16 protein-coding genes are annotated in these 19,107 nt (G+C 67.8%); 4 read left to right on the top strand and 12 right to left on the bottom strand.

Annotation, left to right across the window (positions count from 1 at the left end; all coding sequences use genetic code 11):
• Positions 1–22: 22 nt before the first annotated feature.
• Positions 23–427 carry a hypothetical protein gene (locus tag YWC_RS33520; protein WP_051306385.1) on the top strand — a complete coding sequence of 135 codons (405 nt, stop codon included), beginning with the start codon at positions 23–25 and terminating at the stop codon, positions 425–427.
• A 30-nt stretch (positions 428–457) separates the two neighbouring features.
• On the opposite strand, the gene YWC_RS0110980 is transcribed toward YWC_RS33520, so the two are convergent.
• The 8 genes from YWC_RS0110980 to YWC_RS0111015 all read right to left on the bottom strand — a co-directional run bounded on the left by YWC_RS0110980 (position 458) and on the right by YWC_RS0111015 (position 5,347).
• Positions 458–1,120, bottom strand: a complete 663-nt coding sequence (locus YWC_RS0110980; RefSeq protein ID WP_027865411.1) for an amino acid ABC transporter permease — start codon at positions 1,118–1,120, stop codon at positions 458–460.
• Between the two features lie 10 nt (positions 1,121–1,130).
• On the bottom strand, positions 1,131–1,940 hold the full coding sequence (locus YWC_RS0110985; protein WP_027865412.1) for a transporter substrate-binding domain-containing protein: 810 nt from the start codon (positions 1,938–1,940) through the stop codon (positions 1,131–1,133).
• Between the two features lie 97 nt (positions 1,941–2,037).
• Positions 2,038–2,442 (bottom strand): hypothetical protein, encoded by a 405-nt coding sequence (locus YWC_RS0110990; RefSeq protein ID WP_036214059.1) that lies wholly within the window; start codon positions 2,440–2,442, stop codon positions 2,038–2,040.
• Between the two features lie 32 nt (positions 2,443–2,474).
• Positions 2,475–3,143 (bottom strand): class I SAM-dependent methyltransferase, encoded by a 669-nt coding sequence (locus YWC_RS0110995; RefSeq protein WP_027865414.1) that lies wholly within the window; start codon positions 3,141–3,143, stop codon positions 2,475–2,477.
• A 60-nt stretch (positions 3,144–3,203) separates the two neighbouring features.
• Positions 3,204–3,665, bottom strand: a complete 462-nt coding sequence (locus YWC_RS0111000; protein WP_027865415.1) for a metallophosphoesterase family protein — start codon at positions 3,663–3,665, stop codon at positions 3,204–3,206.
• A 5-nt stretch (positions 3,666–3,670) separates the two neighbouring features.
• Positions 3,671–3,955 carry a DUF378 domain-containing protein gene (locus tag YWC_RS0111005; protein WP_307175960.1) on the bottom strand — a complete coding sequence of 95 codons (285 nt, stop codon included), beginning with the start codon at positions 3,953–3,955 and terminating at the stop codon, positions 3,671–3,673.
• Positions 3,956–4,086: 131 nt separating this feature from the next.
• A complete protein-coding gene (locus tag YWC_RS0111010; RefSeq protein ID WP_027865417.1) occupies positions 4,087–4,722 on the bottom strand; it encodes a YcbK family protein in 636 nt (211 codons plus the stop codon).
• Between the two features lie 88 nt (positions 4,723–4,810).
• Positions 4,811–5,347 carry a GNAT family N-acetyltransferase gene (locus YWC_RS0111015; protein ID WP_027865418.1) on the bottom strand — a complete coding sequence of 179 codons (537 nt, stop codon included), beginning with the start codon at positions 5,345–5,347 and terminating at the stop codon, positions 4,811–4,813.
• A gap of 239 nt (positions 5,348–5,586) precedes the next feature.
• On the opposite strand from YWC_RS0111015, the gene YWC_RS0111020 reads away from it, so the two are divergent.
• Both YWC_RS0111020 and YWC_RS0111025 read left to right on the top strand, forming a co-directional pair.
• On the top strand, positions 5,587–6,594 hold the full coding sequence (locus YWC_RS0111020; RefSeq protein WP_027865419.1) for a sulfate ABC transporter substrate-binding protein: 1,008 nt from the start codon (positions 5,587–5,589) through the stop codon (positions 6,592–6,594).
• Positions 6,595–6,926: 332 nt separating this feature from the next.
• Positions 6,927–7,895 (top strand): serine hydrolase, encoded by a 969-nt coding sequence (locus YWC_RS0111025; protein WP_027865420.1) that lies wholly within the window; start codon positions 6,927–6,929, stop codon positions 7,893–7,895.
• A 67-nt stretch (positions 7,896–7,962) separates the two neighbouring features.
• Here the strand turns inward: YWC_RS0111025 and YWC_RS0111030 are convergent, their stop codons facing one another.
• The 4 genes from YWC_RS0111030 to recC form a co-directional block, all read right to left on the bottom strand.
• Entirely contained in the window at positions 7,963–9,078 is a 1,116-nt protein-coding gene (locus YWC_RS0111030; RefSeq protein ID WP_027865421.1) for an RDD family protein, read from the bottom strand.
• 214 nt (positions 9,079–9,292) lie between these two features.
• Positions 9,293–11,242 (bottom strand): exodeoxyribonuclease V subunit alpha, encoded by a 1,950-nt coding sequence (gene recD / locus YWC_RS0111040; RefSeq protein WP_027865422.1) that lies wholly within the window; start codon positions 11,240–11,242, stop codon positions 9,293–9,295.
• A complete protein-coding gene (gene recB, locus YWC_RS0111045; RefSeq protein WP_027865423.1) occupies positions 11,235–14,900 on the bottom strand; it encodes an exodeoxyribonuclease V subunit beta in 3,666 nt (1,221 codons plus the stop codon). Before recB ends, recD begins: the two co-directional genes overlap by 8 nt.
• Positions 14,897–18,310: an exodeoxyribonuclease V subunit gamma gene (recC, locus tag YWC_RS0111050; RefSeq protein WP_027865424.1), complete on the bottom strand. Its 3,414-nt coding sequence runs from the start codon at positions 18,308–18,310 to the stop codon at positions 14,897–14,899. The genes recB and recC overlap by 4 nt, the downstream gene beginning before the upstream one ends.
• Before the next feature lie 174 nt (positions 18,311–18,484).
• Between recC and YWC_RS34265 the strand changes: the two genes are divergently transcribed.
• Positions 18,485–19,107 (top strand): IS1/IS1595 family N-terminal zinc-binding domain-containing protein (locus YWC_RS34265; RefSeq protein ID WP_036214063.1); only part of this gene is annotated, 623 nt, incomplete at its 3' end.

Consider the following 19,107-nt stretch of genomic DNA (forward strand, 5'->3'; position numbering starts at 1 on the left):
AATCTTCGATGAGGAGACCATCATGAAGGAGCAGCAAAACCAGAAGCAGTCGCAACCGGATAATTCGCAAGCGGACCCGAGCAAGGACCTGGTTTCCGCGGCCGGCCAGGGCCAGCGCGAGGGCAACCAGCAGTCAGGCGGCCAGCAGTCCGGCCAGCAGCAGATGGGCCAACAGGGCGGCCAGCAGCAAGGCCAGCAATCGGGTAGCCAGCAGCAAGGCCAGCAATCGGGTAGCCAGCAGCAAGGCCAGCAATCGGGTAGCCAGCAGCAAGGCCAGCAACAGGGCAACCAGCAGCAAGGCGGTGGCCAGCACGCTTCCGGCGGGACCCCGGCTCTGGATGACCTGGGCGGCCAACGTCAGGGCGAAAGCGCCCAGCAAGCCGCCGACGCCTTCCAGCAGCAGGACCAGCAGCGCGGCAAGCGCTGAGTGCCCCCGCGCCCGCGTGCCGGCCCCTGGTCAGCGCGCGGCGTGCGCGCGGTTCAGGCGCCGCTCCGCGCGGCGCTGGATCGCTTCGAAGAACAGGCTCAAGGCCCAGTAGATGCAGGCCGCCGCAAGATACAGCGGCAGTGGCTGGAAGCTCACCGCAATGACTTCCTTGGTCGCGAGCATCAGTTCGGTCATGGTGATCACCGACACCAGCGAGGTGTCCTTGATCAGGCTGATGAGCGTGTTGCTCATCGAGGGCACCGCGATGCGCAGCGCCTGCGGCATGACGATGTGCTGCAGGGTCTGCCAGTAGCCCAGTCCCAGGCTGAAGCTCGCGCGCCACTGCCCTTCGCTGACGGCGCGGATCGCACCGCGCAGGCTTTCCGACAGGTAGGCGCCCGCGTTCAGCGACAGCGCCAGCACCCCCGCCGTCACCGGCGTGAATTCGATGCCGACGCTCGGCAAGCCATAGTAGATGACGAAGATCTGCACCAGCAGCGGCGTGCCGCGCATGAGGCTCACGTACAGGCTCGCCGGCAGGCGCACGGCGGCCCAGGGAGCGATGCGCATCAGCGCCACCGGCAGGCCGATCGCCAGCCCGCCGATCATCGAGGCCACCGCGAACAGCAGGGTGTAGCCGGCGCCCGTCAACAGGGTCGGCGCCGCTTCGCGCAGCAGCGCGATCAACTCCACGCGACCGCCATTATTGGGCCGGGCGGCTGGCGTCGGTGCCGAACCACTTGAGCGACATCGCCTTCAGGGTGCCGTCGGCGGCCGCGTCCGCGAGGATCTTGTCGACCGCCGCCTTGAACTGCGGATTGCCCTTGCGGAAGGGGATGCCCATGCGCTCGGGCGCACCGACCAGTGCGCCGGCCTTGATCGGCAGCTGCGAATGCTGCAGCAGGTAAGCCACCATCAGGCTGTCGTTGAGCGCCGCATCGATGCGCCCGAAGGCCAGGTCCTGCAGGTTCTCGGGCGCGGCCGGATAGCTCTTGACCTCGATGCCCGGCACCGCCTTGGCCTGCTGCTCGAACACGCTGCCCTGCCCCACGCCGACCTTCTTGCCTTTCAGGTCGTTCAGGCTGGCGTAGCTGGCGCGGTCGTTCTTGCGCACGATGAGCTGCGGGAAGGAATAGGTATAGGGGCGCGAGAAATCGAAGGCCTGCTCGCGCCTGGGCGTGATGCCGACCTGGCTGACGATCACGTCGTACTTGCCGGCGGCCAGGCCGGCGAGGATCGCGGCCCACTCGGTGGTGACGAATTCCGGTTTGACGCCCAGCTTGCTCGCGACCAGGCGCGCGACGTCGACGTCGTAGCCGGCCAGCTTGCCGGTCTTCGGGTCCTTGAAGTTGAAGGGAGGGTAGGTGCCTTCCATCGCGATGAGCAGGGTGCCGCGCGCCTTCGCGTCCGTCAGCAGGTCGGCCGCCCCTGCCGGCGCCAGTGCCGACAGCGAGGCGACCAGCGCCAGGCCAAGTAGGGCACGGCGTGCCACGGTGGTCGAATGCTTGCCCATCAAATCGTCTCCATCCCTAGTCGAGCTGACTTTATAACCGAAAGCCGTGCCGGCGGGAAGCGCCGCGGGTTGCTTGGAACCTGACCGGAATAGGTTCTTAGTACCTGCGGCCGCGCGCTCCGAAGGGGTGGCCGACCACCAGCGTGGTGCTCAGGACCAGCGTGGACAGGCCGAGGATCAGCTGCACCAGCTTGTCGTCCGGGAGCACCCAGAGCTGCCCGCGCGGCGGCTCGGCGCCGGTGGCCGCGATGATCAGGGGTGCGATCCAGTCGGCCTCGGGTTCGACGTCGAGGATCACCGCATCGCCGGTCGTCTGCATGGTCACGTTGCCGCCCTCGGCCAAGGTGAAGCAGATGCCGACGCCGGTCTCGGTCGGCTTGACCAGCTCCTGCAGGGCGCGGTTGTGCTCGTCGATCCAGAGTTCGACGTCCTGCGGGGTCTCCAATGCGGTCCAGGGACGGGGGCGGAAGCGCGGCTGCGGGGTATCGGGTGGCAGGTTCATGTGATGCGGGCAAAAGCGGAACGAGCCGTATTTTACGCCAGCCGGCCGACGAGGATCAGCGACACCGGCTTGCCGCTGTCCGGATGGAGCGGTTCGCGCATCTCGACCACGCGCAGGCCGTGTTCCTCGAACAGCGCGAGCCAGCTCGAGACCGTACGGAAGTACCAGGGCGCCGGATCGGTGAAGTCGCTGCTGAAACCGGCCCAGCTGCCATCGCGCCAGCCGTCGGCATAGGGGGCGTCGCCGCAGGCCATGAGCGGGTGCACGGTCTGCACGATCAGCAGCCCGCCGGGCCGCAGGTAGGTCGGCGCGGCACGCAGCAGCCCGCGCACGGCCTCGTCGCCGATCAGCGAAAAGTTACAGACCGCCACGTCGCCGGCCAGCGCCAGCTGGCCGGCGGCGATCTCTTCGTAGCTCAGCTGGCGGAACTCGCCGCCGCCTGCCTTCCTCGCCTGCTCGACCAGGCCGGCGCTCGCATCGACACCCAGCATCGCCACTTCGGGCAGTGCCCGCACCAGCCAGCCTTCGCCGCAGCCGAGATCGACGCCGGTCGCCGGCGCATACGCGCGCACGGTGTCGACGATCGCAGCGTTGGTGACCAGCACGCGCGACGCGATCTCGCCTCCCCGCACGGCGGCGGTCCAGGGATCGGTGTTGCGCGACCATGAATCGATGATGGATGCGTCGGTATGGGCAGTCATGCGGTCTCCTCGGTTGGCCGCATTATCGCCTACCGCAGAAAATACGGCACGCAACGATGTTCACTTGACGTCGAGGGTCACTAGGCGCACCTTGACATCCTCGCCATCGACCAGCAACTCACCGACCGAGATCGGCAGCGTGAAGCGCCGCCGTCCCGCGCTACCCGGGTTCACGTACAGCACGCCGCCCTGTTCGCTGCACAGCGGCTTGTGCGAATGGCCCGACACCACCACGCGCATGCCCTCGCCGGCCGGATCGAGCGGCAATTCCTTGAAGTCGTGGATCACGTAGATGGCGACCTGCCCCAGCCGCAGGATGGCGGTCTCGGGAATCTCGCGCGCCCAGGCGCCGCGGTCGTTATTGCCGCGCACGATAGTCAGCGGCGCGATCGCCGCCAATGGCGGAAGGATCTCGGGGCCGGTGATGTCGCCGGCGTGGATGATATGGTCGCTGCCCCGGAGGAAGTCGAGCGCCTCCGGGCGCAGCAACCCGTGCGTGTCGGAAATCAGCCCGACGCGCATGTCGCTCAGCTCGAGCGCTTGCTGCCGGCCATCTTGGCAGTGGTGTAGATCGAGTACAGCGCCGCCAGGCCCACCACCACGTAGACGATACGCGTTGCCGGGCTGCCCGGGCCGAAGATGGTGGCGACCATGTCGACATCGAACAGGCCGACCATCGCCCAATTCAGGCCACCGACGATCAGGAGCGCCATTGCCAGGTAGTCGAGTGCCGACATGGCGGAACGCCCATGCGCATGCATGGAAGTGCGCCGTTCGCCCATCGTCCTGCGGTCCATGGTGGGAGTATTCATCGTTGCCATCATTGCCTCCTTGGAAAAGCAATACCGATAAACCAGGGCGGCCGCCCTGGCTGTGACAACTCATACTAGCCGAAGTTCGATGCCGAGGACGCACCGATCGGCGCGCGTCAAGCGCGGCCGGGTCAGCCCTTCCAGGTGCGATTCAGTCCGGTATCGGCGTGGATCCAGCCGCCTTTCGGGCCGGCACGGTAGTAATAGCCGACACCGCCCTGGCGGAAGCTGCGGATCAGGCCGCCGAGCACTTCCTCGCTCAGGCTGGCGATGCGGATGTCCGCCGCCTTGCCCACCATGTGCAGGGACTTGCGCGCCGCCGGGACGCCCTCCTCGACCAGGCGCCGGTTCGAGGCTTCGGTGCGGTAGCCGGACAGGATCTCGAGCGGCTGGGTCATGCCGTAGCGCGCGATGAAGGCCTGGGTGCCCCACAGGATCTCGAACAGCTTGGGATCGATCGGCGCCGACGCGCGGCCGTTTACGTCGCGCAGGATATGGCACAGCTCCTGGTAGGCGGAATCGATGATCTCACCGTCCTTCCAGTACAGCACCTTGGCGCGCTCGCCGCTTTGCGGGCGCACCAGCGACAGGGTACGCGGTTTGATCCAGAAATCGATGTCCAGCAGCTGGGCATCGAACAGGTCGGGCGGGGGTTCCAGGTCGGTCGTCTGGGCCGCGGCCATGGCCGGGACCAGCAGTGGGGAACCCAGGGTGCCCAACGCACAGAGCCGGGCACTTTGTTGCAGGAAATCTCTACGTGAAGCCATAACAAGCGAACTCAGCCAAATGAGGCGCTTACTATATCGCAAGCTTCTCCTGCACAAAAGAAGAGTTTGTCAAGATTGTTGCGGGGGCCTAGCCGGCGCAGTTGCAAAAACGCTTGCTGGCGGCAGCCGCCGGCCCTGTCTCGCATACGGCGTCGAGCGGTTTCCACAGCAGGTCGCATTCGAGCCCCCAGCAGGACTTGTCCTTGCCGGCGTTGACATACCCCTGGCGCTCGAAGAAGGCGCTCGCGCTCGCCGGGCTGTGCAGGTGCAGTTTCTTGATGCTCCAGGCGCGCGCCTGCTCCTCGGCGGCGGCGATGAGTGCGCGGCCGATGCCGCTGCGCAGCGCCTGCGGCGACACATAGCACAGCGCCAGCTTGCCGGCCTGGGTCAGCAGGCACAGGCCCAGCAGCTCCCCGTCGCGCTCGGCGACCAGGGCATGGTTGCTGGGGTTGGCAAACCAGGCGGCGACGTTGGCTGCAGTCTTGTTGCCGAGCCAGGCTTCCAGCACGGCCGGCCGGTCCTGGTGGTCGGCCTTGCACCCGACTTCGATCGAGCGGCGCAGCAGGGCGCAGGCGGGGGCAGCATCACCGGGTACCGCCTTGCGAATGTCAAAACGCGTGGACATCAAACATCACTATGCATAAAAAACGATCAGACCGCGCTTGTGGCGCAATGGCTGGGCACGACTATACACCGAAAGCCCCCGACCTTGCTGTGGTCACCCATATCCGCAGCGATGCCGCGCAAGCCCGGACGCTGCCCTGCTCTGCAGTACTAAGCATATGACAAAACTATTGTTCCGTATTTTGAGCAATGTGCGGATGATGCACACTGTCACCACAAGATTCTGAGAAGCGAGAACATATGACCCTGACCTCCCCGCTCCGCCGTTTCCTCCTGGCCCTGTCGCTGGGCGCCGCGCTGCCGCTGTCGGCCAGCGCCGCCACGACCGAGCTGCTGAACGTTTCCTACGACGTAGCACGCGAGCTGTACAAGGACATCAACCCGGCCTTCATCGCGGCCTACAAGCAACAGACCGGCCAGACCGTCAGCATCAAGCAGTCGCACGGCGGCTCGAGCAAGCAGGCGCGCGCCGTCGCCGACGGCCTGGAAGCCTCGGTCGTCACCATGAACCAGGCCAACGACATCGACATGCTGGCCGACCGCGGCCTCGTGGCCAAGGACTGGGCCAAGAAATTCCCGCACAATGCGGCGCCCTACTACTCGACCATGGTGTACCTGGTCCGCAAGGGCAATCCGAAAAAGATCCGCAACTGGGACGACCTGGCGCGCCCGGGCGTGCAGGTGATCATCCCGAACCCGAAGACCGCCGGCAACGGCCGTTATACCTACCTGGCGGCCTGGGGTTCGGTGCTGAAAAAGGGCGGCAACGAAGCGCAGGCGCGCGACCTGGTGAGCCGCATCTTCAAGAACGTGCCGATCCTCGATGCGGGCGGGCGCGCCGCGACCACCACCTTCACCCAGCGCCAGATCGGCGACGTGCTGGTGACCTTCGAGAATGAAGTGAGCATGGTGCGCAAGGAATTTGGCGACAACTTCGAAGTGGTCTACCCGAGCAGCTCGATCCTGGCAGAATCGCCGGTGGCCGTGGTCGACAAGGTGGTCGACCGCCGCAAGCAGCGCAAGGAAGCGACGGCCTACCTGAACTTCCTGTACTCGCCGGCCGGCCAGGAAATCGGCGCCAAGCACTTCCTGCGCGTGCGTTCCGATGCAGTGATGAAGAAATATGCCGCCAACTACAAGCCGATCCAGTTGTTCACGGTGGATGAGCTGTTCGGCGGCTGGCGCAAGGCCCAGGAAGTCCACTTCAACGATGGCGGCGAGTTCGACAAGATCTACCAGTCGAAGTAAGCCATCCGTGACCCGGCCCGCTTCATGGGCCGTACCGTGCCGAAGCCCTGCCCTGTGCAGGGCTTCGTCGTTACGGACGCATCGTCCTGGCGTTCTACCCACTCGGAATTTCTACCTGATCTGGTGTGTGTCATGGACGCTGTGTTAAGTGAAGGGTTAAACTGCAACTAAATTCCGGTTCACAAGGCCGTTTTTGCTTGTGTGCCATAGACATGCATCATGCTTGATGCTATCTTCCAACTCCTGTAGTTGCCCTACAGCTAGATTGTTGAGTACTCGCTCACCCACTGCCGCGTTTTCCCGCTCAACACAACCTATTCCTGCACCCGACAATGTTCAAAAAATTGTTTGCCACCGCATTGTTGTCGTTTTCGGCTGCGGCTTTCGCCGTGCCCTTCGGCTCGCAATCGGTGCTCGTGGTAGAAGATGACACCGGCAAGATTTTGCTGGAAAAGAATGCGGACCGCGTCGCGCCGATCGCGTCGCTCACCAAGCTGATGACCGCCATGGTCGTGCTCGACGCCAGGCAAGACCTGGACGAGCTGATCGAGATCGACCGCAGCGACGTCGACACCTTCAAGCACAGCAGCTCGCGCGTGCCGGTCGGCGCCCTGATCTCGCGCCGTGACGTGCTGCAGCTGGCCCTGATGTCCTCGGACAACCGCGCGGCCCATGCGCTGGCGCGGACTTATCCGGGCGGTCTGGCCGGATTCAAGGTCGCGGTACGCCAGAAGATCGCCGCGCTGGGCATGACCCAGACCGTGATCGAGGAGCCGACCGGCCTGTCGCCGCACAACCGTTCGACCGCGGGCGACCTGGTCAAGATGGCGACGGCGTCGGCCAGGTATCCAGAGATCACCCGCATGTCGACCGAGTCGAAGGACCTGATCAACATCAACGGGCGCGAGGTCGAATACCGCAACACCAACCGCCTGGTCGGCGCCAAAGGCTGGGACATCGGCCTGTCGAAGACCGGCTACATCCAGGAAGCCGGCCGCTGCCTGATCATGAACATCAAGGCGGGCGGCAAGAACGCCACCCTGGTGCTGCTCAATGCCGGCGCCTCGTCGGCGCGCATCCTGGACGCGTTGAACATCCGCCGTTTCATTACCGGCGACGAGCCGGTGAGCATGGCCAAGGCCTCGAACCGCGCGCCGCGCTACAAGGCCTCGTCCAGCCGCGCCCGCATCAAGGCCAGTGCCGGCGGCCCGCGCGTCAAGGCGACGGCCGGCAAGGCCAAGGTCAAGGCGGTCAAGAAGCGCAGCAAGGTGAAGGTGGAGCCGAAGCGCCGCAAGAAATAAGCGCATCGCCGCACCATGCGGACGCGAAGGGGCCTACGAGGCCCCTTTTTTTGTTGCGGCGAGGATGTCAGTGGCCGCGCTGGGCCAGCTCCGGGCGGGGTGGCGGCGTGACCGTGTCCCACAAGGCGCCGCTCAGCTCCTGCACCAGGTCGTCCGTATAGGCGGCCGGCGGCGACTGCATCGCCACCACGCGCCAGGCCTTGCCGTCGACTTCGACGATGCGCAGCTGCACCCGCTCCGGCCCCTTCTTGTGCAGCCCCCTGCCGACCCAGGAATGGCGGCCGCGGAATTCGGCGAAGTAGCTGTCTGCCAGTTCGAAGCGGTCGGCCAGCCGTCCGGCCAGCGCCTGGGCGTCCTGGCGCAGGGCCCTGCCGCCGCTATTCTCGTGCGCGAACAGGACGGCGGCGTGCCCGCTTTGCTGGGTGAACAGGTGCTGCACGCTGCCGTCCGGCCCCGGGCGCACCTCGAGTTTCCATTGCGGCCCGATGCGCGCCATGCGTCCGGTGACCGGGTTGGTCCAGGCGACCGGTGGCGCCTCCACCATGGCGCTGGTCTCGCGGCTGTCCTGGCGGTCGACCCCGTCGAGGATCAGGATGGCGCTGAACAAGCTGACGAAGGCGGTGCCGAACACGCTTTTCGCCAGCCAGCCGGTGCTGCTGGCGCTCACCAGGAAATCGTCCTTGTCGTAGCTGGCCTGCACGCCCTTGCGCAGGCGCATGCCCTGGCGCGCCATGGTCACCAGGCTGATGAGCGGCAGGCCGAGCGCGAGGCCGTCGCGCCAGATCTTCAGGTTACGCCGCACCAGCTCGCGGAAAGCCGGCGCGTGCCCATCGGTCGTGATGAGGCGCAGGCCCAGCAGCGCCTTACCCGGCGTATTTCCGAGCAGCGCCTGCAGGGCGGCGTCGAGCAGCAGGCCGCCGGGGATGCAGGCCAGGCCGAATAATTTCCAGCCGAAGGGGGTTTCCAGCCAGCGCAGGAAAGCCGGGAATACCTGGCCCAGGGCGTAGCCCAGCACCAGGGCGACCAATGCGGTTTCCCACCAGACGTCGAAGCTGCGGGCAAACCAGCGCGGCCAGGGCCCGGCCAGCGGGAAGGCCGGCAGGTCGTCGCAGGCGACAGGCTGGCGCGCCACCGTGCCGGGTGCGGAACAGAACAATACCGTCTGCTGGTCGAGTGGCTGCATGCTGGCGCCAGGCGTGTTAGACGCCTTCCGTTGAATAAAACCTTAGTTAGAGGAAAAATTACACGAAAAATGCTGCCTGGTCCTTGTTCTTGTACGTGAGTAAGACCACGCAGCCACGGTCGAGTTCGACGAAATGGACCGGGTCGCGCACCATGCTTGGCCTTCGTCAAAGCCGTAGTCGCGCCGTCGCGACACCGGGACCTTGCGTTCCGGCTCAGCGCAAAGTCGGCGCGATCATGCCACGCAAGCCGCTGGTGCGGTGGGTGCGCTGGGCGATGGCCTCGAGCAGCACGGCGCCGGGGGGCGAGACCAGGGTGAACATCTCGCTGGCGCGGGTAATGCCGGTGTAGACCAGCTCGCGGGTGAGAACGGCGCCGCGTTCGCGCGGCAGCGCCAGCACGGTATGGCGAAATTCCGAGCCCTGCGATTTGTGGACCGTCATGGCAAAGGCTGTCTCGACATTGCGCAGGCGGGTCGCCAGCACGCTGCGCACCGTATCGCCTTCGAGGAAGTACACGCGCAGGGCGCCCGGGCGCGCGGGGTCGGGCAGCGTGAGGCCGATGTCGCCGTTGTAGACGTTGGTGGCGTAGTCGTTGCGGGTCACCATCACCGGGCGGCCGACATACCATTCGCCGTTCGGGCGCAGCAGCCCGGCCTGGGCCAGGCGCCTGGCCACCGCGTCGTTCAGGCCGGCGACGCCCCACTCGCCGTCGCGCACGGCGCACAGGATGCGGAAGGACTCGAAGCGCTGCAGGACCTGGCGCACCCATTCTTCATGATTCGTGTTCAATCCGGCCTTATGGCCGGTATTCAACACGTCCAGGTAAGAACCGTAGCCGGATTGCGCCAGTTGCAGCACGTGCTGCTGCTGGGCGTTCTCGATCCAGCGCACGCCCGGCTCGCCTGCGCGCAGCACGGCTTCGGCGCGCACCGCGTCGCCGGCATTCACCGCCAGGGCCAGCTGGCCGATCGGGCCGCCGAAGCGGCGGCTGTGGCGCAGCATCACGGTCTGCTGGGCCAGCGCGCCGGCGTCGCCCAGGAATTCATCCGGCAACTCCTCGCCGCTGGCCGCGAGAACGTAGTCGCAGGTGGCGTCGGTGTAGCCGCCGGCTCCGGCGTTGTGGCACAGGTCGCCGAGCACGGCGCCCGCCTCCACCGAGGCCAACTGGTCCTTGTCGCCCAGCAGGATCAGGGTGGCGGAAGGTGGCAGCGCGTCGAGCAGCGAGGCCATCATCTCCAGGTGCACCATCGAGGCTTCGTCGACGATCAGGACGTCGACGTCGAGCGGGTTGCCGCGGTGGTGGGCAAAGGCCCGGGTGTCGGGGCGCGCCCCCAGCAGGCTGTGCAGGGTGCGGGCGGCGCCCATGCGCAGCGTCAGTTCGCGCAGCGGCAGCGTCGATCCGACCTTGTCGGCCAGCTCGTTCAGGGCCTTGTCGATCGACTGCTTCAGGCGCGCCGCCGCCTTGCCGGTCGGCGCGGCCAGGGCGATGCGCTGGCTGCCGGCTTCGGGCGCGGTGGCGAACAGCAGCGCCAGCAGGCGCGCCACGGTATAGGTCTTGCCGGTGCCGGGACCACCGGTGATGATGGCCACCGAGCCGCGCAGGGCGATGGCGCAGGCCAGCTTCTGCCAGTCCGGTCCCTGCACGTTGTGCTGCGAGGCGAACAGCATGTCGAGCCAGCCGCGTACCGCTTCCTGGTCCACCTCGCGCTTGCGCGTCGCGCGCTCGCGCACGGCCTGGGCCACCAGCATCTCGTCGCGCCAGTAGCGGCGCAGGTAGAGGCGGTCGCCGTCCAGCACCAGCGGCTGGTCGTAGTCGAAGGCGCTGACGTCCCAGACCTGCTGGCAGCCGGAGAGACTCTGGGCCCAGCCCTGCGCGTTTTTCGGCAAGGGGCCGGCGGCGCGCGCAAGGTGCTTCCACTGCTCGTCTTCCCAGCCGAGCAGCCCTGCGGGACCCGCGGCCAGGTCGGACAGGAGCAGGCAGCTGTGGCCCTGCCCTTCCAGCTCGGACAGCACGCTCGTGGCCAGCACCAGCGCAGGCGGCGCAGCCGCCAGCGAGGCCACGAAGCGGGCGAAGGCATAGGACAGGCGGCGCAGCTCGCCGGTTTCGCTCAGGCGCGCCAGCTCGCTCCACAGCAGCGTGATGTTGGCTTCATGCTTAACCATGATGGTCCTTGTCCAGCAATGCTTCCAGTCCTGCCAGGAGTTCCATATCCGGGCCCAGCACGCAGCAGCCGCGCGTGTCGGCGTTCGCGATCCCGCGCAGGAACAGGAACACGGCCCCTCCCAGCTGGCGGCGCGGCTCGTAGGCATCCCCCAGCCGGCTCTTCAGGAGGCGGTGCAGCGCCAGCATGTAGATGGTGGCCTGGATGTCGTAGCGGTGCTCCGTCATGCCCAGCTCCATCGCGGCCTGGGTATACGCGGCGTCGCCCGGCCCCAGCGCATTGGTCTTGTAGTCGAGCACCCAATAGCGGCCGTCGTGCTCGAACACCAGGTCGGCGAAGCCCTTGAGCATGCCGTGCAGCACGCGCTCCGGCAAGACCGGACGGTCCAGGCCCTTCATGATGCGCGCACGGCACAGGCGGTCCAGTTGCACCACGTCCAGGCGTTCGCTGGGGAACCAAAACTCCAGTTCGGGCACCGGATCACGCAAGGCACTCAATGCCGCGCCCAGCGGCGGCAGCGGCGTCGTGACCACCGCGTGCAGCCAGGCCAGGGCGTCGTCCAAACGGTTGCCCCAGCCGGCGCGCTCGATGCGCTGGCCAAGCCTCAGCATGAATTCCGGCTCGTCGGCGCGATGAAAACCTTCCGCCGCCATCCACTCGAGCTGCTCGTGCATGAAGTTGCCCGGCACCGAGCCGCGCGGGAAGCGGTGCCAGGGCGCGTCTTCGATGCGCGGCGGCGTCACCACCTGCGGCGCCTCTTCCAGCAGGGTTTCCTCCTGGGCGCGCATCGGCGCCGGCGGCGGGGTGGGCGAAGCTGAAAGCTGAGCGCTCATGGCATGGCGTACCAGCGAGGTGAAGGAGCCGATCGACCAGTCGCGCTCGAAACTGGCTTCGTAGCGTGGCGCCCCCAACAGCTCCGGGCGCACGTCCTCGCGCGCCAGCAGGGTGCGGCCTTGCGCCTCGGTCAGGTCGTGCAGCACGATGCCCTCGACGCCGCCGCGCAGGCGCTCCAGGCGCTCGCGCAGCAGTTCCGCGTCGATCTTCTCGCCGCCGCCCAGCAGGTAGCCCAGCGCGGATTCGTGCAGGCGATTCTCGTTCTTGCTGCGGCCGCTGATCGGCGCCGCGCCCAGCCACAGGTAGTGGCGCGCGCGGGTCAGCGCCACGTACAGCAGGCGCAGGTCTTCCTCGAGGCGGGCGCGGTCCACCGCTTCCAGGGACTCGTCGCCCATCGCCAGGTCGAGCCGGCGGGTGCCGTCGATGCCGACGAACTCGAAGAAGGCGCGGTTGCGCCGGTCGGTACGGCGCGCCGTCACCGCGAACGGCAGGTAGACCAGCGGGTATTCCAGACCCTTCGATTTGTGGACCGTGACCACCTTCACCAGCTCGGCATCGCTTTCCAGGCGCAGCACGCGTTCGTCCCCACCCTCGCCCAGGCCCTCGACCTGCTCGGCCAGCCAGCGGATCAGGGCCTGCTCGCCTTCCAGCTGGCCGCTCGCTTCCTGCAGCAGCTCGGCCAGGTGCAGCAGGTTGGTCAGGCGCCGCTCGCCGCCCGGCTGGCGCAGCAGGCGCGCCGGCAGGCCCAGTTCGTGCACGAAGCGGCGCAGCATGGCCAGCACGCCCTGGCGCTGCCAGGCGCCATGCAGGTTCTTGAGCTGCTCGACGCGCGCTTCCCAGGCCACCTCGTCGCTCGACAGCCGGGCCAGTTCGCCCAGCGGCAGGCCGGCGGTGCGGGTGGCGAAGGCGGCGCGCGCCAGGATGCCGTCGAGCGGATTGGCCACCGCATACAGCCAGCGCAGCACGTCGGCCGCTTCCTCGCTTTCGACCACCGAATCCTTGTCCGACAGGTAGACGCTGGCCACCTTGCGTTCCACCAGCGCGCGGCGCACCGCGGCGGCTTCGCGTCGGTCGCGCACCAGGATCGCGATATCGGCCGGCATCAGGCGGCGGAAACGCTCGCCGTCCGAGAAGCCGACGCGCTCGTCGCCCAACAGGCCGACGATGTGCTCGGCGCAGTGGTGGGCAAAATACTCGCGGTACTCTTCCTGGTTCATCGGGCCGGCGCAGCACACCGACATCGCATGCTGCGCGCCGTCGGCCCCTACCAGGCGTTCGCGGTGGCCCTTGGCCTGCACGGCGTCGAAAGGCAGCGGATTGTCCTCGCCGCGGCGGAAACGGAAGGCGCCTGCCGGGTAGCCGCCCTGCCCGCCGACGCCTTCGGCATGGCGGAACAGCTGGTTCACCGCTTCCACCAGCTCACTGGTGGAGCGGTAGTTGACGCCCAGCTGGTAGTGGCGCCCGGTAGTGGCGCGGCGCGCCGCCAGGTAGCTGTGGATGTCGGCGCCGCGGAAGCCGTAGATCGACTGCTTCGGGTCGCCGATCAGGAACAGGCCCCGTTCCGGTTCGTTGTCCGCCACCCGGTACAGCAGGTCGAAGATGCGGTACTGGTCGGGCGAGGTGTCCTGGAACTCGTCGACCATCGCCACCGGGAACTGCAGCACGATGCGCTGGCGCAAGGCCTGGCCGTTCGGCCCCTCGAGCGCATCCTTGAGGCGCTCGAGCATGTCGGCGAAGCCGAACTGGCGGTTGCGCGCCTTCAGCTCGCGCATGCGGGCGGCGATGTGGCTGGCGGCGTGGCGCAGCAGCGCGTGCGAAAGCGGCTGCAGGCGTTCCAGCGCCTCGCGCAGTGGCGCGGTAAAACTGAAGCAGGCCGGCACCTCGGCTGTGAAGTCCTTGGCGAAGGCTCCGATAATACCGTCCGGGCACAGGCGGTCCCACGCGGTCTTGTTCAAGTTCGGCATCACCAGCGCCGGATCATTGGCCCAGGCACGCAGTGCCTCGAACCATTTCACCAGCGAGTCGGGACGCATCTTGGTCCCATTGAAGCACTTTGGCTGGCGTTCGCGGTGGCCGGCGATCCAGCGTTCCATCTCGTCGGCGCGCGCGGCCCAGCCTTCCTTGAGGCCGGCCAGCTCGGCGCGCAGGGCCGCCTGCACGCGCGCCACCAGGGTGCCGAGCGGCTCGGGAGCACACTCTCCCAGCAGGTGGGTGCGCGTGACCAGCTCGCGCACGCCGCCCTTCAGGGCCTCGACATCCTTCCAGCACTCGCGCACCGACGCCAGCGCGTTCGCGCCCAGCGGGTAGATGTGCTGGCGCCAGTAGTCGTGGGCGGCGTCCTCGAACAGGGCGCGCTCGTCGCTGACCAGCTCTTCGTCGAACAGGCTGCCGGAGTCGAAAGCGTGCTCGCGCAGCATGCGCTGGCACCAGGCGTCGATGGTGAAGATCGCCGCCTCGTCCATCGTCTCGGCAGCCAGCACCAGGCGGTGGGCGGCGACGCTGCGCTCCGCCTCAAGGGGATAGGCATCCGCCAGCTCGGCCAGGTAGGGGTCATCGATGTCGAGCTGTCCGCGGAAAAAGGCGGCCGCCTCGACCAGGCGCTCGCGCACCCGGTTGGCCAGCTCGCGCGTGGCGGCGCGGGTGAAGGTCATCACCAGGATCTCGCTCGGCAGCAGCGGGCGGGGGAAAGCCGCCTCGCCGCCATGGCCGAGCATCAGGCGCAGGTAGAGCGCGGCGATGGTCCAGGTCTTGCCGGTGCCGGCCGAGGCCTCGATCAGGCGCGAGCCGTGCAGCGGGAATACCAGCGGTTCGAGATGCTGGCTCATGCCGCCTCCCCGCTCGCATCGCCGCCCAGCGGAGCGACCTGCACGCCGGTTTCCAACCAGTCGGCCAGCGGCCCGTACAGGTCGCGCGCCACGTGCGGCCAGTCGCCGGCCGCCACCAGCGAAGCGAAGTCCGGCCACAGGCGCGCCAGGCACAGCTCCTCGACTTCGCCGGAGAGTTCGTAGCTGCCGTCATAGACCAGCCTTGGGTCGCCTTCCTGCAGCAGGGCCAGCGCGGTCTTGCAGGCCACGCCCAGCGGCCGGTCGAGGTTGGTGCGCCACAAGCTGACCAGGTCGTGCAGCGTGGCCGCGGCTTCAGTCGGATTCAGGGCCGGCATGGTGAGGATCGCATCACGCGCCACCAGGTGGCCGGCCACCGGTGCGCCGGCCGCGCTTGCCGCCAGCTGGCGCAGCCAGGCGCCGATCAGCTTGTCGCCGCGCGGACGGCCTTCCCGGTCCAGCACCTTCGAGGACACCTGCATCAGCCAGGCGGTGTCGCTGCCATCGGAGCGCAGGCGGTCGATCCAGTCGTCCAGCACCAGGCCATCCTCCAGGCCCAGGCTCACTGCGCGCTTCGGTGCATTGTGCGGAAAGCGCTCGCCCAGTTGCAGCCAGGCCGTGCGCACCGGCACCAGGCCGTCGACCAGTTCCTGCTGCCACTGGCGTCCCATCAGGCCGATCGGCAGCACGCCTTCGCGCGCCAGCCGTTCGGCGCGGCTGTTCAGGGCCGTGCGCACCTCCGCAGTACTCGTCCCATTGTGCGCTTCCACCGGGCCGCTGTCGTCGAGCAGGTGGTCTTCGATGAAATAACGCTCGAGCGCGTCGAGCGAGAACGGTTCCTCGTCCTCGCCCACCACGGCGGCGTCGGCAAACACCACGCCCAGGCGGCGCCGGAAGAAGTAGCGCGCCGGCTGGCGCAGGAAAGCCGCCAGCTCGCCCAGCTTGAGCACCAGGCCGGGCTCGATCTCGTAGGGCGGCAAGGCGTCCACGCCGCCGGCCTCCTCGTCTTGTCCATGGGCGGTGCGCCACTCGCCGGCATAGGTCAGCAGGCCGCCGCGTTCGAAATAGCGGCGGCTGAAGGGCTGCAGCGCATGCTCCGTGGTGCGCTCGGACAGGTCGAGGTTCCAGCCGTTCTTCAGGTAGTCGCGCAGCTGGGCCACCAGCACCGAGGCCGGCTGCTCGCTGTTGTCGCGCACGTTGCGGCCGACCCAGCTCAGGTACAGCTTGTCGCGCGCCGACAGCAGCGCTTCCAGCATCAGGTAGCGGTCGTCGTCGCGGCGCGAGCGGTCGCCCGGGCGCGCCATGCCGGGCAGCGCCAGCAAATCGAAATCGGCCTGGCTGGTCCGTCGCGGAAAGTCGCCGTCGTTCATGCCGAGCAGGCACACCACGCGAAATGGCACGGCGCGCATCGGCATCAGCGTGCAGAAGGTCACGCCGCCCGAGACGAACTGGTGGTTCAGGGTCGGCTGGTCGAGCTGGCCGAGCCAGGATTCGCGCATCACCGCCAGCGGCACCGGCTCGCTGAACTCGGCACTATCGCAAGTCTCGAGCCAGCACTGCAGCGCTTCGCTCAGCTGCGCCAGGGTCAGGCGGTCTTTCTCGTCGCCGGCATGGAAGAAGGCAGCCAGGAGTGCGCGCGCCGCCTCGCCCCACTCGGCCGGCGTGCGCGACTGCACCAGCTCGGCGCGCCAATGCAGGAGGTTCTCGATGAACTGGGCCAGCGAGCCGGCCAGCGCGGCATCCAGGCCGCCCACTTCGGCATAGGGTTCGATGTCGCCGAAGCTGGCGCCGGCGCCGCTCGCGTAACCGAGCAGCATGCGGCGCACGCCGAAGATCCAGGCGTTCTGCTCGCCCACGGATGCCAGTCCCAAGCCGGCGCGGTGCTCGCGGTCGAGGCCCCAGCGCACGCCCGAGCCCTCGATCCAGCGGCCCAGGATCGGCAGGTCGTCGGCATCCAGGCCGAAGCGCCCGGCCACCGACGGGACGTCGAGCAGGTCGCGCACCTCGCTCTGGCGGCAGCGCTGCTGCGGCAGGCGCAGCAGCCATTCGAGGGCTACCAGCAGCGGATTCACGCTGCGGTCGCGCACGTCGCCGATTTCAAAAGGAATGTGGCGCGGATCGCTGCGGCGATGCTGCTCGAACACGGCGTGGATCGCGGCCGAGAACACGTCGATATCGGGCACCATCACCACCACGTCGCGCGGACGCAGGCTGGGGTCCTGGGCGAACCAGGACAGCAGCTGGTCGTGCAGCACCTCGACTTCGCGCTGGACGCTGTGGGTGATGTGGAATTCGATCGAGCGGTCTTCGCGCGGTGGGGCGGTCTGCGGGTGCTCGTCGGGCGGCAGCAGGTCGCGCACCGCGGCCTGCGCCTGCTGCAGCAGGGTCTCGCCTGCGGATTCGTCGAACAGGTCGACCCGCAGGTTCTCGTAGCGGCTGCCTTCGCCCTGGTCGAACTCGTCGAGCATGCGCACGAAATCGCGCCCCTGGCGACCCCAGCTCGCCAGCAGCGGGTGGCTGTGCATGTGCAGTTCCTCGACCGGCACGCTGGCGAGCTCGATGCCGCCGCGCGGCTGCTGGCGCCGGCGCGCCGCCTTGAGCAGCTCGCGCCCCTCGATGATGTCGCCCCAGTAGAAGCGGCAGGGATTGGGCACCGCGAACAGCACCTGGGTGTGGCGCGACAGCGCGGCGATCGCCTGCAGTGTCTGGTAAGGCAGGGTCGACATGCCGAACAGGATCACGCGGCGCGGCAGGCGCGACACCGGCTCGCGCCCGGATTCGATGGCGGACACGAATTGCTGGTGGATGCTGGCGCGACCCGTGACGCGCTGGGCCAAGGGCAGGCTGGCGTGGATTTCGCGCCACAGGCAAGCCTGCCACTTCAGGTCGGGACCGAGCGGCACCGGGTCGCCGACGGCGCGGCGCAGCTGGTCGCGCCCGGCTTCCCAGTCGGCCAGCCAGTCGGCGCGGTAAACCTGGTACTGGTCGTACAGGTCGGCCAGGCGCTCGGCCAGCTGCAGGCGGCGCTCGGGGCAGCCGTCGCCCAGGAATTGTTTCAGCGGCGCATAGCTGGCGTCTTCCACCAGCGCGGGCAGCAGGCGCATCAGGCGCCAGGTGAGCGGGTCCTTGTCGAAGGGCGCGCGGGTGGGCACGCGTTCGCGCCCCAGCATGCCGCGGTAGGCTTCCCACAGGAAGCGCGCCGGCAGCGCCACGCGGGTGGCGGCGCACACGCCCATTTCCTCGGCCAGCGCGATCTTGAGCCACTCGGCCACCCCGTTCGACTGCACCAGGATGGTCTCCTGCTCGAGCGGTCCCAGCGGATGCGCGCGCAGCCAGTCGAACATGGCGCTGCGCAGCAATTCCATCTGGTTGCCGTGCAAAATCAACAAGCCGGGGGTGATCGGGGAGGACATCGGAATGGTTGGGTTACTCAAGGGGCAAAGTCTACCCGGTTTGACCGTTTCACGGAAGGCTTGGCGAGGGCCAGTAGCCTTCTAACAAGGCGCTGTCCTCCTTAACTATGGATGAGCGCGGAACTGCTGAGCTGCTTGACGGTCGAACGCCTGCCACCACAGACGGGAACGACTATGCGCGCACCGCATTTCAAGAAATGGTTTGCCAGACTCCCCGCACTGAACCTGCCCCAGCGCCTGCAAACGCTGGCCGCCCTGCATCCCGCTGCCGGGCTGGACCAGGTAATCGCACTCATCGGCCAGATCGGCGGGGCGATGCGTCGCTGCCCCAGCTGCGCCTGCGAACGTTACCACCGGCATGGGCAAGCCAATGGCCTGCAGCGCTACCGCTGCCGCGCCTGCGGTCGCACCTATAACGACCTGAGCGGCACGCCGCTGGCGCGGCTGCGNCTNCGTGAAAAATGGCTNGANTACNTNGGCNCCGTGCTCGACTCGAAATCGGTGCGCGCNGCCGCCNGNGANGTNGGCNTNCACCGCAACACCGCCTTTCGCTGGCGCCACCGCTTNCTGGAGCGACCCAGGCATGNCCAGCCGNCGNGCCTGGGCGGCATNGCCGAGGCNGACGAAATGTTNATATTGGAATCGCANAAAGGCGCGCGCAAGCTGGATCGACCGGCACGCCGGCGNGGCGGCCGNGCNGGCAAGCGCGGCATCTCACGCGAGCTCGACTGCATTCTGGTAGCGCGCGACCGCAGTGGCCAGACCGTCGATGCCGTGGTCGGCCGAGGCGCCTTGAC

It is taken from the genome of Massilia alkalitolerans DSM 17462 (assembly GCF_000427785.1).
Classification (GTDB): Bacteria; Pseudomonadota; Gammaproteobacteria; order Burkholderiales; family Burkholderiaceae_D; genus Telluria; species Telluria alkalitolerans.